At 41.4% G+C, this 14,573-nt stretch carries 10 protein-coding genes; 7 read left to right on the top strand and 3 right to left on the bottom strand.

The genetic code is table 11. From position 1 onward, the window contains the following. The first annotated feature begins 59 nt into the window (after window positions 1-59). From G563_RS0112070 to G563_RS0112085, 4 genes are all read left to right on the top strand, one after another. Window positions 60-911: an SDR family oxidoreductase gene (locus G563_RS0112070; protein WP_028665539.1), complete on the top strand. Its 852-nt coding sequence runs from the start codon at window positions 60-62 to the stop codon at window positions 909-911. Between the two features lie 25 nt (window positions 912-936). Next, window positions 937-1,317, top strand: coding sequence for a DoxX family protein (locus tag G563_RS0112075; RefSeq protein ID WP_028665540.1), 381 nt, complete (start codon window positions 937-939; stop codon window positions 1,315-1,317). A 113-nt stretch (window positions 1,318-1,430) separates the two neighbouring features. Then, window positions 1,431-2,669 carry a peptidase T gene (pepT, locus tag G563_RS0112080; RefSeq protein ID WP_028665541.1) on the top strand — a complete coding sequence of 413 codons (1,239 nt, stop codon included), beginning with the start codon at window positions 1,431-1,433 and terminating at the stop codon, window positions 2,667-2,669. A 161-nt stretch (window positions 2,670-2,830) separates the two neighbouring features. After that, window positions 2,831-5,287, top strand: a complete 2,457-nt coding sequence (locus G563_RS0112085; protein WP_028665542.1) for a TonB-dependent receptor plug domain-containing protein — start codon at window positions 2,831-2,833, stop codon at window positions 5,285-5,287. Window positions 5,288-5,355: 68 nt separating this feature from the next. Here G563_RS0112085 and G563_RS0112090 read toward each other — a convergent pair whose 3' ends face one another. After that, on the bottom strand, window positions 5,356-6,333 hold the full coding sequence (locus tag G563_RS0112090) for a phytanoyl-CoA dioxygenase family protein (protein WP_028665543.1): 978 nt from the start codon (window positions 6,331-6,333) through the stop codon (window positions 5,356-5,358). 159 nt (window positions 6,334-6,492) lie between these two features. Further along, window positions 6,493-9,387 carry a PVC-type heme-binding CxxCH protein gene (locus tag G563_RS0112095; RefSeq protein WP_051210933.1) on the bottom strand — a complete coding sequence of 965 codons (2,895 nt, stop codon included), beginning with the start codon at window positions 9,385-9,387 and terminating at the stop codon, window positions 6,493-6,495. Between the two features lie 261 nt (window positions 9,388-9,648). Between G563_RS0112095 and cas6 the strand changes: the two genes are divergently transcribed. From cas6 to G563_RS0112110, 3 genes are all read left to right on the top strand, one after another. Next, window positions 9,649-10,476 (top strand): CRISPR-associated endoribonuclease Cas6, encoded by an 828-nt coding sequence (gene cas6, locus G563_RS0112100; protein ID WP_028665545.1) that lies wholly within the window; start codon window positions 9,649-9,651, stop codon window positions 10,474-10,476. 97 nt (window positions 10,477-10,573) lie between these two features. Next, window positions 10,574-11,500: a helix-turn-helix transcriptional regulator gene (locus G563_RS0112105; protein ID WP_028665546.1), complete on the top strand. Its 927-nt coding sequence runs from the start codon at window positions 10,574-10,576 to the stop codon at window positions 11,498-11,500. Between the two features lie 75 nt (window positions 11,501-11,575). Further along, on the top strand, window positions 11,576-14,107 hold the full coding sequence (locus G563_RS0112110) for a CRISPR-associated helicase/endonuclease Cas3 (RefSeq protein WP_028665547.1): 2,532 nt from the start codon (window positions 11,576-11,578) through the stop codon (window positions 14,105-14,107). A gap of 152 nt (window positions 14,108-14,259) precedes the next feature. On the opposite strand, the gene G563_RS34530 is transcribed toward G563_RS0112110, so the two are convergent. Then, on the bottom strand, window positions 14,260-14,573 hold a 314-nt coding region (locus tag G563_RS34530; protein WP_037326637.1), incomplete at its 5' end, for a transposase family protein.

A 14,573-nucleotide genomic window follows, 5' to 3' on the forward strand; every position in this document is an offset into this window, starting at 1 on the left:
AGTAAAGGTAGCTACATTTGCTGTTGGTAAAAAGATTATCCATAAAATAAATTACAAAGATGATATTAGTAACAGGAGCAACGGGTCATTTAGGTTCAGCTACGATTGATTTTTTATTAGAAACAACGCCTAGTACTCAAATAGTAGCATTGGTGAGAGATGTAGCTAAAGCAGGCAACCTCGCAGAAAAAGGGGTTGAAGTTCGTCAAGGAGATTATTCGGATGCCGATTCGCTATCAAAAGCTTTTGAAGGAATAGATACTTTGTTGTTGATTTCGTCGAGTTCAATGGAAAACCGACTTTTGCAGCATACCAATGCCATAGAAGCCGCCAAAAAAGCAGGCGTAAAATACATTGTATATACAAGTGTGGTCAAGCCCTCTTACGAAACCAAGTTTTTGCCCGGTCTTGATCACATCAAAACCGAAGAATACCTCAAAGCGTCAGGGCTAAATTATGTTGTTTTTAGAAACACTTTTTATGCCGAAGTATTGCCGATGTTGTTGGGTAATGCCCTCGAAACAGGGGATTGGTATTATCCTGTGGGAGATGCCAAAATCAATTTAGTGGCACGGTTTGATATAGCTGAAGGATTGGCAAAGGTACTCGTAGCCCCCGAAAAGCACCTCAATCAAGTGTATGAAATCACGTCGGGTGAGTCGTTATCGTTTACCCAAATTGCCGCTCTTTTGACCGAAGCGAAGGGCAAGACGATTACTTATACTAGTATTCCGACCGAAGCTTTTGTGGGTGGATTGCAACAAGCAAATCTTCCCGAACCCGTAATAGCGATGATTGTAGGGATAGCAGAAGCTATCAAAGATGGCGAACTAAGTACGACAGATGCTGCTTTGGAAAATATTTTAGGTCGTAAAACTACTCCGCTAAAGTCTTTTATAGAATTGTTATAACCACATCTTTAATCAACCCAATCTCATGAAAATTACGCTTTGGATTGTTCAAGTATTGCTTGCGGCCATGTTTTTGATGGCTGGTTTCATGAAACTCACGACTCCAATCGCCGAGTTGGCGACTCAGTTGCCTTGGGTTAAGGATTTTTCGGAAGGTATAGTCCGATTTGTTGGAGCAGTGGAGCTGCTTGGGGCAATCGGCCTTATTTTGCCTTCGCTTTTAAGAATTAAGCCTATTCTGACTCCCCTTGCTGCCTTAGGATTGACTACAGTGATGATTGCAGCGGCGGTTTATCATGCGCTTAAAGGCGAATTTGCGGCTATTGGTTTCAATTTCGTACTGGGAGCTTTGGCGTTGTTTGTGGCTTGGGGAAGATACCAAAAGGCTCCTATTAGTGCTAGTTGAAAATCTTCAACGATTTAGGCTAGAATTTTGCCAAAATAAACCACTTTGGTAACTTAGCAACCGCTTAGTACACACTAAGCGGTTTTTGTTTTTTCACCTCTTAACCGATAGCCATGTCTTCTACTGTTTTGGAGCGTTTTCTACGCTATGTGCAAATTGATACTCAGTCAGATCCTCATTCTTCTACTCAACCTTCTACCGAAAAACAAAAAGATTTAAGTCGGGTTTTGGTAAATGAGCTTTTTGAAATGGGCCTTGTAGATGCTCATTTGGACGAGTATGGCTACGTATATGCTACTTTACACGCCAATACCCCCAAGCTCAATGTTCCGGTGATTTGTTTTTGCTCGCACGTAGATACGGCGCCAGATTGTTCGGGAAAAGGTGTAAAGCCGCTTGTGCATCAGCAATGGGACGGCTCAGATATTGTTTTGCCCGATGATACATCGCAAGTTTTGCGAATAGCCGACCATCCAGATTTAAGGGGCCAAATCGGCAATGATATCGTGACCGCAAGTGGGACTACGCTTTTGGGGGCTGACAATAAGGCAGGTGTCGCCGAAATCATGGATGCCGTTTATCAGCTTGTCAATCATCCTGAGATCAAACACGGCACTATCAAAATCCTATTTACGCCCGATGAAGAAATAGGGCGAGGAACCGCCAAGGTCGATTTGGAGAAATTGGGGGCGGATTTTGCCTATACGATTGATGGCGAAAGCCTCGGAACACTCGAAGATGAGACTTTTAGTGCCGATGCGGTCAAAATCACAATTTATGGCGTAAGTACCCACCCTGGGTTTGCCAAAGGAAAATTGGAAAATGCCCTCAAAATAGCGGGCGATGTATTGGCGGCGTTGCCCAAAGACCGCCTTTCGCCCGAAACTACCGAAGAAAAAGAAGGGTTTATTCACCCGACACACATGGAAGGCATCCTCGAAAAAGTAGTGTTGGAGTTTATCATTCGCGATTTTTCGGTAGAAGGTTTGCACGAAAAGGAGACTTTTTTAAAAAATATTTTGGACAGTGTACTCGTCAACTACCCTAATTCTAGGGCTGATTTTGAGGTGATTGAGCAGTACCGTAATATGAAAGAAGTGTTAGACCAACATCCCCAAGTAAGTGAATACGCCCTAGAAGCCATCAAACGTTCAGCCTTGACTCCCCTTAGAAGAAGTATCCGAGGAGGAACCGACGGCTCACGTTTGTCTTTTATGGGATTGCCCTGCCCTAATATTTTTGCGGGTGAACATGCCTTTCATTCCAAACTAGAATGGGTATCGGTACAAGACATGCAGAAGGCCGTGGAAGTGATTGTGAATTTGTGCCAGATTTGGGAAGAAAAAACGTAGATTTTTTTAGGAAACAAACAAAAAAAACGCTTTCTATATACCAAAGTAATAAGATACAAAAAAAGGTATACTTAAGAAATTAGTTATTTTGTATTAAATGAGCTTTTTGTAAGCTCATTTTTTGTTTATTAGCATTTCATATAATTTAAAAAACAAAAGTTATGACCCGTTACAGCCTCTTAACCTTTACTATTGTACTCAGTTGTTTGTTGAGTTCCTTCCAAATGGACGATGCTTGGTTTGACAAAATTGTGAGTAAATTTCAAAACTACCAGCGTACCTATCCTCAAGAAAAAGTCTATTTACACCTAGATAGGCCCTATTATTCGGCAGGAGAACGGATTTGGTTTAAAGCCTATTTGGTGACGGCCATGCTTCACGAAGCCGATTCAATCAGCCGAGTGCTTTATGTGGATTTGGTAAATAAGCAAAATGGAAAAATCATTTTGATGAAAAAAGTAGCTATGTCGAGTGGTATAGGAAGGGGAGAGTTGGCTCTTGGAGACTCGCTAGCAGTAGGGGAGTATCGTTTAAGAGCATACACCAATTGGATGCGTAATTATGACGATTCTTTCTTTTTTCAACGAGATATAAAAATTCTTCGCCCAGATTTCAAAGCCTCGTCGTTGCCGCCTAATCCTGATGATATTGACGTGCAGTTTATGCCAGAAGGGGGGCATCTTGTAGCCAATTTAGAAAGTCGAGTTGCTTTTAAAGCACTCAATACCTTGGGAAAAGGAACCGATATCACAGGGGCAGTATTAAACCAAGCCAATGATACCGTGGCAGGTTTTAATACAGGACATTTGGGGATGGGCTTTTTTAATCTAAAACCTGAATCTGGACAACAATACAGAATAGAAGTCAGGAAACCCAACGGACAATACACCAAATATCCGATGCCAGAGATATTGGCTGAAGGCTTTGTACTGACCGTCGATAATCTATCCAATAAAGATAACATAAGGGTGATTGTGAGGCACAATAAAAACGTGACACAAGGCGAATTAGCACTTCTTGTACATACACGGGGACTAGTAGTATACGGAGCAAAAGGGGCAATGGCCAAAAAAACGCTGCTTTTTAACGTGCCGCGAGCTGAATTGCCCGAAGGTGTCCTTCATTTTACGCTGTTTGATGACCAAGCCAAGCCCGTAGCTGAGCGCTTGGCTTTTATCAATAAAAACCAACAATTAAATATTCAGGTTGCGACTGATAAACAAGTCTATAAATCGCGTGAAAAAGTAGAGGTGGAAATCACGGCCAAAGATGCCAACGGGCAGCCTGTGAGCGGTAATTTTTCGTTGGCAGCCGTTGATGCTGGCCAAATCATTGACAAAGAACTTTATGCTGACAACATCCGTTCGTATTTTTTGCTGACTTCTGATTTGAAAGGAAATATTGAGGAACCGGCAAGGTATTTTAGTGCCCAAAATACCAATTCAAATGCGCAACTTGATTTGTTGATGATGACCCAAGGGTGGCGACGGTTCAATTGGGCTGCGGTTTTGAGTGATTCTGTGAGTGCTCATCCTTTTTATTTGGAGCAGGGCATTAGTTTTCAAGGCAAAGTGACCCGCCTCAACAAAAAGCAAGCCGGTAAAGTAAAACTGACTTTCATGATGATGCAAAAAGACAGTGCTCAGTCGTTTTTGACGGGCGAAAGCACCGAAACGGGGGAGTTTGCAGTTTATGACGTGGATTTGCGCGATACCACCAATCTGCTGGTACAGGCCGTCACGGAAAGAGGCAATCGAAACCTCGTTCTTAGTCTTACGCCCTTTCAGCCAGCCAAAATGACGGTAACTAAAGTGCCTTATAACCCTATAGAATTTGACGCCAACGAATTGGCAGAGTATCTCAGACGAACCGAAGAATACTTGCGCATAGAACGGCAGATAAGAGCAAGCCGGGAGCAACTGCTGCAAGAAGTGGTAGTGAAAGCAAAAAAAGCCGACCCGCTAAAAGATGATGGAAGAAGGGCACTGTATGGTAATCCTGATGCCACTGTGAAATTTGACCAAATCAATACGGCAGGCGCTATGAGTATTTTTGATGTGATTCAGGGGAGAGTGGCGGGAGTTACTATCACGGGAAGTGGCATGGACCGAACCGTTCAGATTCGGGGAGCGGCTAATTTTAGTGGAGTAGTAGAACCGCTTTTTGTGTTGGACGGAATGCCCGTTGACAAACAAGCGATCATGAATCTTCCACCGTCGGACGTAGAGGCCGTCGATATTTTGAAAGGTGCTTCGGCGGCTATCTATGGGAGCCGTGGGGGAGGAGGAGTGATTGCGATATTGACAAAACGTGGTGGTAGCAACTACGATTGGTCAAAAGAGGCGGTTCCGGGTACCTTAGTCACCAAAATCTTAGGATATAGCCCAGAAATAGAGTTTTACGCTCCTAAGTACGATAAGCCCGCCCCTGAGCACGTTCGGCCTGATTTTCGCCCTACTGTATTTTGGGCACCTCTCATCCAAACCAACCAAGAAGGAAAGGCCAAAGTGACCTTTTTTACCTCCGATGCCAAATCTACGATTCAACTAAAAATAGAAGGTATGACGAGTGTAGGAAAAATGGGCGTAGGGCAAGGGCAGTTTAAAACTTCTGAATAAGCAATTAGTACTACCATTGAAAATAGACAAGCCTGCTGAGGATTTCTCCCGGCAGGCTTGTCTATTTTTTACCATTTTTCAAGTCCTAACAATGTCTTGCCTAGTTCATTGAGTTCGGCACGATCATATTTGATTTGTTCCCAACGGCGAGGGTCACCCGGAAAAGCATAACCTTCAGGGGCAATGCGGTTTTTCCAAGAATTGATGCGCCATTCGCGCATGGCATCATTGTCTTCTTCGGCGGGCATCATTGAGATGTACTGAGCGATTCTGACCTTATCTCCTGAGAGGTTGGGACGGATACCGTGCGGCTGACTGCTATTAAATATCAGTAAATCACCCGCTTCGAGTTTTACTTTTATGAGTTTGTCTTCAAAACCACTGATGTCGGGTTGGAAGCGATTGCGGTCGGCGGGTTGGGTAAGTTTCCACGTATCGTAAGTTCTGAAAAGCTCAGGAATACATTGAAACCCGCCCATGTTTTCGTCGGTTTGGTCGGCAAGGGCGAGTACACCCTGTACGTTTTGGGGTTTGGTTTCGGGGTCATAATCCCAGTGAATAAACCCTTTGTATTCAAAACCCGGACGAATCGGGAAGTTGAGGTTGGCACGGTCGATAGTGACCCATAGTTTTTCCGTACCCCAAATATCCACAAAGGCGTCGTAGACCCGTTGCATTTGGCGATTGTTCCAGAGATGTTGATGGTTATATACTTCTACCATGCCTGTACCTGTCAGCTCCTTCATTTTCATTTCGGCGCGTGGTGGAGCATACCATGTTTCGGGATTGTTGGGGTCTTTTTCTTCAAATTCCCACAAAAATTCGGCGGTTTTTAGGGCTTGCTCGCGTGGTACTGCATTTTTGACAACTACGTAACCATTATGTACCCAAAATGCCCAATCCTCTTCGCTCAAAACTCTTAGTGATTGTCCATTGGAGCGGTCGCTGAGTTTGATATGACTACTTGTAGCGGTAGAAGGGTTACCGGGTATTTCTTTGTGATTCTGATTCGGAATCATGGTAGGGGTCATTGTTTGCGCTTCCATGTTTTGTAATATTTTTGATTGAAATAATAATACAAAGATAATGGAACCTTAAAGCCAATTTCTAGCCTTCAAATTGCCAAAATTTGAACTATATTGATTTTTTAAGGGTGTATTTAATTTGTAATTGTTGAAAATTATACAAATAGATGAATGCCCAGCTTATTTGGTAGCTGGTAGTTTCAATAAATAACCTGCCAAATCAGCAAGGTCTTTCTCTTTGAGTCCTAGCGACGACGGCTCTGGCATAAGGCTATTGGTGAGTTGTTTGCGGGAGGCGATATTGGTAGCTTTGATAGCGGTAGTTTGACCGCCAGCATCTTTGAGTACCACTGTGGCTCCGTCACCTACGATAAAACCATAGTAAGTATTTTGATCTTTGGTTTGGATAATCCACGGTTCATAGCCAAAAGCCATGCTAGCGCTTGGATTGATGATGGCATCAAGCAGGCCGGGTTTGTCAAACTTCTTGCCAATCAACGACAAATCGGGGCCGATGTCTTTGCCGTCTTTACCAAAACGGTGGCAAATGGCGCAATTGGTTTGGAAAATCTTCTGTCCTTTGGAGGCATCACTCGGAAAGCTTGCTGCCAAATTGATTGAGAGTCCCTTGCCGCTTGGACGTGGGAAATAATCGCCCGCCATCATACGAATACTACGGTCGGGGTTGTTGAAAATATGCTCCGCAATGACGGGACGTACTTCTTTGGGTATTTTGTATTCGCTTGCAGTCGCCAAAATCAACTGCCCCCCAAACACATCAGCGGCAAGGCTCTTGGCCGCATTTTCACGGTCAGGTTTGGAGGCTAGGGTATCAAGCATTATTTTTTGCCATTCAAGCATTTTTTTCTGTTCAGGAGTAAGCTGTGCAGCAGCGGCCTCTTGCCAGTTGAGGAGGTCTTGCCAATCGTTGGTTTTGCGGAAATTGACCCAATAAAACGCTTGCTCGGCTACATCTTTGAGCTGATTTTTAGAAAGCTCAAGCATCGTGAGTGCCGCCTCTTTGTCTTTGATAAAAGCCAAGGCCGTAATAGCTCTTTTACGCTCATCGGCGGGTAGGGTAGCCGTGGTTGCTCTTGTTTTTAAATCAGAAAGAGCGGTTTTGGGGTGAATTCTCCACGTGAGCCAAGCTTGCTGAGGTGTCCATTGAACTGGATTTTTAGGCCAAGAAGGGCGAAGGTCACGGTAGATATTTTCTTCTTTACCGTCCAATCCAATTCCCAGGGCTTCGAGGTAATAGCGGTCTTTACCGTCAAATTTAGCAATGAGCGCTTTGAGTAGATTTTTAGAAGTTTCGTAAGGAACATCCCGCAATGCAATGGCGATTTCGCGTAGCAAAGCTACATCTGTAATGCTATTTATGGCGGGAATCCACGAAAGGTCGTTCATGGGATAAAGTTGTCTCAGCGCTCTGAATGCGGTGATTTTGAGTTGATTATCAGGGTTGTTTTTGAGGATTGTAGCTACTTCGGCCTTTCCTTTAGGACCCAATTGTGCCAATAGCCACACCGCTCTTGCTTGTACAAAAGGATTGGGTGCTTTAAGCAAGGCTTTTACCTCCGGTATTACTTTTTCTCCTTCTGCTTTCAGTGCCACAAAACCAAGGTTTCTTACGTTGATAGCGGGATTTTTGAGGGCTTCTATTTGCCCAGCGGTAGTGTTCAAGTCAAGTTTGGGCGTGGTAAGTTTTTTGCCTTTGGGCGTAATCCGATAGATGCGTCCATAGCCGATTTTATCGTGCATTTGGTGGCCTCCCACGACAGCATCGTACCAATCGGCCACATAAATAGCACCATCAGGCCCCGTAGCGGCATCGCTTGGACGAAACCATTTCCGTTTGTCTTGACCTGTTTCGTGCCAAATGTAATGTTCGTCCACTTTAGGAAACGAACTTATCAAATCAATGCGCTGACTGAGGTCGTAGCCTGCGCCCTTGGGTTTGGGCCAATACATCCATACCACATTTCGGCCTGCTTCACAGCTCAGTACCGTACCACGGTATTTGGGGCCAAGCGCATCTCCTTCATACACAAGCATACCCGTAGGAGAGCCTGCGCCGGTGTTGTCGCTAGCGATGAGTACACCAGGGTCTTCTTGGTGCCAATGGGCCGTAAACATATCTTGATCGGGGCGGCGGTCGGCTTGCCAGTAGCGTGTACCGTCGGCGCTAAAATAGCCCGCATTAGAGCCTTCCATGACCCAACTCGTGCGGCAAGTCACGACTTGGTCGTCGTTGTCGTTTTGCCAATAATTGCCATAGCTATCGATAGCGGTTTCGTAGCTATTCCTGAAATTGTGCGCCATTACTTTGAGTCCCGTTGCATCGGGGTTCATACGGAGTGCCAAGCCGCCCACCCATACGCGTCCGTCATCGCTTTTTTGATTGCCTTGGTTGTTTTTGTTGTAGGGAGTACCGCCAATATAAATACTTCCTGAGCGAAGCGTCCAGCCGCTTTTGTCTTTGACGAGGTGGGAGCCAGCGTTGCCTGTATTGAAATGCCAAAGTCCATCAGGCCCTGCCGTAAGCGAATGCAGCGAGTGGTCGTGGTCGAGCCCGCCAAAACCCGTCAAAATGATTTCTTTTTTGTCGGGAATATCGTCGCCGTTTTCGTCGGTGTACACAATCAAGTTAGGCGCACAGCTTACGATTACTTTATTGCCAATGACCCCAATGCCCAATGGTGCCACCAAATCTTTGTCTTGTACAAACACTTTCGATTTATCGGCTTTGCCATCGCCGTCGGTATCTTCCAAAATGACCACCCGGTCGCCTTCGGCAAAGCTGAGTTTTTGGTCAGGTTTGTTATTGAAATTTCGGTAGTTGACCGCCTCCGTAATCCACACTCGACCCTTGGCGTCGATGTCCATATTGGTAGGATTATGAAACAAAGGTGTGGTAGCCCAGAGCGTTGCTTCGAGGTCTTCGGGTACATATACTTGATTGGAATCTCCTTGGGTTACTGTTTGATACGCTTTTTGGAGGGTGTTGGTTCCGGTAAAAGAAAGGGCAGCTACCAAGCTAGCACAAGTGCCTAATATGAAAAATGTCTGGCGCATTACAACGAAGATTAAGGTCTTAAACTGAAAAGAAAAATAAGTTTCTCACCTACTCAAAACTTATTATAAAGAGTGGTGACTAAAGCTGATTTTATGGTTGATTAGGGCCAAATTTAAGTTTTTGAAAAGTACTAGGGGATTTTGTTGCAGTCATTGATACCACTTGATAAATTTATGATAACTATCAGTCTTTATAAGCGGAAGATTCTGTAACTTGAGATTTTAAACCCTACAGTGTTCCAAAATACATACAGCTTTATTATGCGCTTTAAGATATACCTAAAACCTCTACGTGACCGACAAAAACTTTTGTTTAATTATCAATACCCTCTACAGGCTTGGATTTATGGGTTGTTGGCGCGGGCAGATGCGGATTATGCTACGTTTTTGCATCAGCGCGGCTATGAGTTGGCAGCTACCCGAAAAACATTTAAGCATTTCACATTTTCGAGTTTGGTGATTCCACGCACTGAACCCATTCGAAAAGGCGATACGTATATGACGCTCCGTTCGGATATGTTGAGCCTTGTCATTTCGTTTTATGTAGACAAAGCCGCCGAGGGTTTTATCATAGGATTGTTTCAAGAGCAGCAGCTTAGTATTTACAATCGCGAGTATCGCGCCGATTTTGTGGTAGAGCGGGTAGAGACGCTACCCGTGGTGGCCTTAGATGCCACAATGACCTTTCGCACCTTATCGCCGATGGTAGTGGCCAAAAAAACAGACAGTTTGGATCAGTATTTAGCCCCGACGAATGCGGAATTTGGTCGATTTTTTGCGGTCAATTTGGTCGATAAATTTCGTTCGATACAGCCTTCTATGCACATGGACGCAACTGTTGCCGAGCGACTCGTGAAGTTTGAACTCTTGAGCGACCCCGAACGTATCAAAAAACGAGGTATTTTGACCAAAGAAGGGAAAGAAAGGCTACAGACGAAAGTGATTGGTTATCAGGATTTTACATTTTCGCTCACGGCTCCACCCGAACTTATTGAAGTGGGGTATTGGGGAGGGTTTGGCCGCTATAGCGCGATGGGATGTGGGTGTGTGGAGGTTTGCGAAAGACCGTTTGCTAACTCATCGTTTTAAATTACAGCTTTTGTTTTCATTTTTAAGGTGAAAGGATAAAGGTTCGTAAAAAGATATATATAATCACCCAAAATAGATTGTTTTATTGGTTTGAATTATGAATAAATTTAATGATAATAGCCCCAAATACCGTTTGTTAGCGATTCTTAAGCTATTGATTGAGAGTACGTATCAATATACTAAAAAGACATTGGCTACTAAGTACAACGTTGACCCTGATACAATTAAAAAAGACTTTGAGGAGCTTCGAGATGCTGATTTTAATGTTGATTATGATAATAAATATAGGTATGCTATTGTGCCCAATAAACCTTTAGAACACTTAGAGGATATGCTATTTTTTACCGAAGCCGAAAAAGAAATTTTAATGGAGGCGCTTTCAGTCAATCCAAAAGCTTCCGAGAAAAGATCTAAGCGAATGCAGGAAAAGCTCAATATGATTTATGATGTGTCGAAGCTAGGGAGTAGTTTGTTTTCGCGGACTTTTCTCTCAAAAGTCAACTTGCTCCAACAAGCTAAGCAACAGAAAAGGGTTGTGAAACTTGTCCATTATCGTTCGACGAATAGCAGTGAAGTTTCCAATAAGTTGGTTGAACCCTTTTCGGTGAATGTCAAAGAAGATATTCTTCACGCCTTTGCCCTAGACCGTATGGATATTCGACATTACAGGATTTCGAGGATTGAGCGCGTAGAATTACAAGAAATGACGTGGCAGCACGAAACGCTACACTATGTGACCGCTACCGACCCATTTAGGATTGTAAACGACCATAAAGTAAGGGTGCACATTCGATTGAAGGTAGGAGGATACAATGAGCTGATTGAGCGTTTTCCGTTGACACAAGCCTATCTACAACCCTCGGCGGAGGAACCTGGCGTGTATGATTTTGAGTGTAATGTGAATGAAAGGTTTTTCGGACTAACCAATTTTATATTGGGATATCACGAGCATATCATAGAAATAGTAGAACCAGAATCGCTCATTGAGCATATCCGAAGGCACATTGCAAAAATAAATTTTTAGAAATTTTGAGGGGTAGGGCAGATAATGAGGGGGGGAGGGGTGAATATTTGAATCAGAAAATTGATTTACGAAAATATGAACATAGAAGAATACTACAAAAAAACATTTTCTGATGGCATTGTTCCATACAGTTATCAGCTTGCTGTAGCTAAAAAACTATTGGAAGGTAAAAATGTAATATTACAAGTCCCAACAGGAGCAGGAAAAACGTGGGCATCTATAATGCCTTTTTTGTATGCAAGAGAATTAGAGCTTGACTCATTCCCTGAAAAAATGATTTATAGTCTTCCTTTGAGGACTTTGGCAAACTCTATTTATGAAGATGTTTTTGATATTCTTAAAAAGAATGGGTACGATGAAGACGAAATAAAAAGACAAACAGGAGAATATTCAGATGACCCATATTTTGAGAAAGATATTATTTTTTCAACAATTGACCAGACTCTTAGTAATTTTCTCTGCTTTCCGTTGCCGTTATCACCCCGTCAAGCCAATATTAATGCAGGGGCATTGGTTGGAAGTTATTTAGTTTTTGATGAATTTCATTTGTTAGATAGCGGTCTTTCTATGGCAACCACTATTGGTACATTGAAAATGCTCGGGAACCTTTGTAGATGTTGTATAATGACTGCGACACTTAGTGAAGATTTTATGTACTCTCTCAAAAGTACGTTGGATAATTACGAAATTATCACATTAGATGATTTTGAGGTGGATAAAAGTAGAATAAGGTCTTTACTTCCTACCGAAAATAAGAAAACCGTTTGCGTTTTAGATAAAACTTTGAACCCAGAAAATGTTATTGAAAACCATAAGGATAAAACAATAATCATTTGTAATCGGGTTGAAAATGCTCAAAAAATATATTATGAATTAATTGATCAAAAAGAGATAACCGATAATTTGAAGTTCAAAAATGCCGAAATTATTTGTTTACATTCTCGTTTTTTTGATAGTGATAGAAAAGCAAAAGAGAATAAGTTGAAAACCTTATTCGGGAAAAATGCTACCGATACCAATGCTATATTAATAGCAACGCAAGTAATTGAGGCAGGAATGGATATTTCATGTTCAGTCATGCACACAGAAATATCACCAATAAGCTCCTTTTTACAAAGAGTTGGGCGTAATGCTCGCTTTGCAGATGAAATTGGGAAAGTATTTATTTATTCACTTTTGGAGGTTGAAGAGAAAGAACGAATAAAGTTAGAACCAGAAAGCAAAGAAGATAAGACTGAGATAACGAAATTGAATAATAAGTATTTGCCTTATGATAAAGATTTATGTGAAAAAACATTTTCCGAACTTAAAAAATATCAAACTCTTGATGGTAATATTCCTAAAAAATTAATTGAAGTAATCTTAGGAGAAACAGAAAAAGACTTGATAAAAAATATGTCTGCTGGACAGGGTGGTGGATTTAATCAAGATAAGATTAAACAAAGCTGGAAGGATTGTAAAAAGAATAACTACCGACATACAATTAGAGATATTCAGAGTGTAGAAGTTATTTTAATCCACGAGAATCAAAAAAATGAAGTTGTCAAATATCCATTTCGCTTCCAATCAATTGGTATGTATAAATGGAGCTTAGTTTCATGGCTAAACAAAATTATGAAAGGAGAAGGTGTAAGAAACTATGATATTGAATCGAATACGCTTGCATGGACTTTGGAAGAAAATACCTTCTTAGGCGAAATGAATTTTGAAAATGATGAAGATGTTAAATTTACTCTTCAAAAGCTCACTACTCTTGATAAAATCCCAAACCGTTTATTCGTAAATTCCTATTATTTAGGCTATGATGAAGGTATAGGGTTAAACTGGCAATATGAATCTACATTTGATAATTCGTCGCCAAGAAGCGTGTATAAAGAAAAGAAAGATGATTTCAAACCACTTGAAAAAGATACTTTCTATCAGCACAATATGGGCTTAATTGGAGCTTTTGAACAAGAATTTCTGGGAGATAAAAGAAATAAATTGGACTTTGTATTTAAGCAATTGGCTGACTACATTGATATGTCAGAGCTAGAAAAGGATAATTTTATTGAACTGATAAAGTGGATGATTGTTTTACACGACTACGGAAAGCTCAATGAAAAATGGCAAGTGCCCATGCAAAAATACCAAGCATTGAAAGACCCCAACTGGAAACTTGAAGTATTGGGACATTCAGATTTTGATTCAAAAGATGAAAATGACTTAGCCTTAGCAAAACAGGCAGGACTTAACCAAAGACCTCCACACGCAGGCGTTGGAGCTTATGCTATCCAAGAAGTACTAGATGAATATTATGATAATGCCTATTTAAAAAGTGGTATCTCCATGGCGATAGCAAAACATCATAGCCCAGATTTATCAAAAGCAGAGTATCCAACTTTTAAGATTTCAGAATCTAATTATAACGTTATACGAAAGCTGTTGGCACAGTTCGAGTTAGACTTTGACCTAGAAAAAAATGATACAGAGGGAAGATTGGAAGGGTTTATATTAGATGATAGTGATTTTAAACAGTATGTCATTTATTTGTTTTTTGTAAGGATTCTTAGACTTTGTGACCAGAAAGCGACAGATAATTTCAAAAAATATTTTAACGAAAACTAACATGTATCAAAACTTTTCAATTAAAAAAGAATCTGGCACTTACTCTGAGACATTAGAAGCTTTTGGGGTTGCAAAACTTATATCAAATATTTTCTCAAACCTTAGTATTCAAGGTGTACAAATAAAAATTAGAGTTGTTTTCTTGTTGATTACTAACAAGTTATCTTTTTCTTAAAGTCGATTTTGAAGTTCCAAAGGCCTGCGCATAATTCAATACTTTCATCAAATTTTTCCTTAGATTTTCCTCTATACTTGTTAATTAAAATATGATAACGTTTTATTCCTGCAATTGCATTTTCTACAAAAACTCGCTTTTTACTAATAGACTTGTTGTAGTTTTTTTGCTCTAATGTTAAGCTTGGATAAGGATTTTTTTTGCTTTTTTTGGGCTTTTTAAATGGAATCTTTAAAGACAAAAATTTGTATTCTTTCTGAATACCAAGATAACCTAAATCAACATATACAT

Origin of the sequence: Runella zeae DSM 19591, assembly GCF_000423565.1 — a bacterium.
Classification (GTDB): Bacteria; Bacteroidota; Bacteroidia; order Cytophagales; family Spirosomataceae; genus Runella; species Runella zeae.

Excerpts from the sequence above, each read along its gene's own strand:
- G563_RS0112090 (WP_028665543.1), bottom strand. The coding sequence starts at position 6,333 with ATGGAAGCGCAAACAATGACCCCTACCATGATTCCGAATCAGAATCAC.
- G563_RS0112105 (WP_028665546.1), top strand. The coding sequence starts at position 10,574 with ATGAATAAATTTAATGATAATAGCCCCAAATACCGTTTGTTAGCGATT.
- G563_RS0112110 (WP_028665547.1), top strand. The coding sequence starts at position 11,576 with ATGAACATAGAAGAATACTACAAAAAAACATTTTCTGATGGCATTGTT.
- pepT (WP_028665541.1), top strand. The coding sequence starts at position 1,431 with ATGTCTTCTACTGTTTTGGAGCGTTTTCTACGCTATGTGCAAATTGAT.
- G563_RS0112075 (WP_028665540.1), top strand. The coding sequence starts at position 937 with ATGAAAATTACGCTTTGGATTGTTCAAGTATTGCTTGCGGCCATGTTT.
- G563_RS0112085 (WP_028665542.1), top strand. The coding sequence starts at position 2,831 with ATGACCCGTTACAGCCTCTTAACCTTTACTATTGTACTCAGTTGTTTG.
- G563_RS0112070 (WP_028665539.1), top strand. The coding sequence starts at position 60 with ATGATATTAGTAACAGGAGCAACGGGTCATTTAGGTTCAGCTACGATT.
- G563_RS0112095 (WP_051210933.1), bottom strand. The coding sequence starts at position 9,387 with ATGCGCCAGACATTTTTCATATTAGGCACTTGTGCTAGCTTGGTAGCT.
- cas6 (WP_028665545.1), top strand. The coding sequence starts at position 9,649 with ATGCGCTTTAAGATATACCTAAAACCTCTACGTGACCGACAAAAACTT.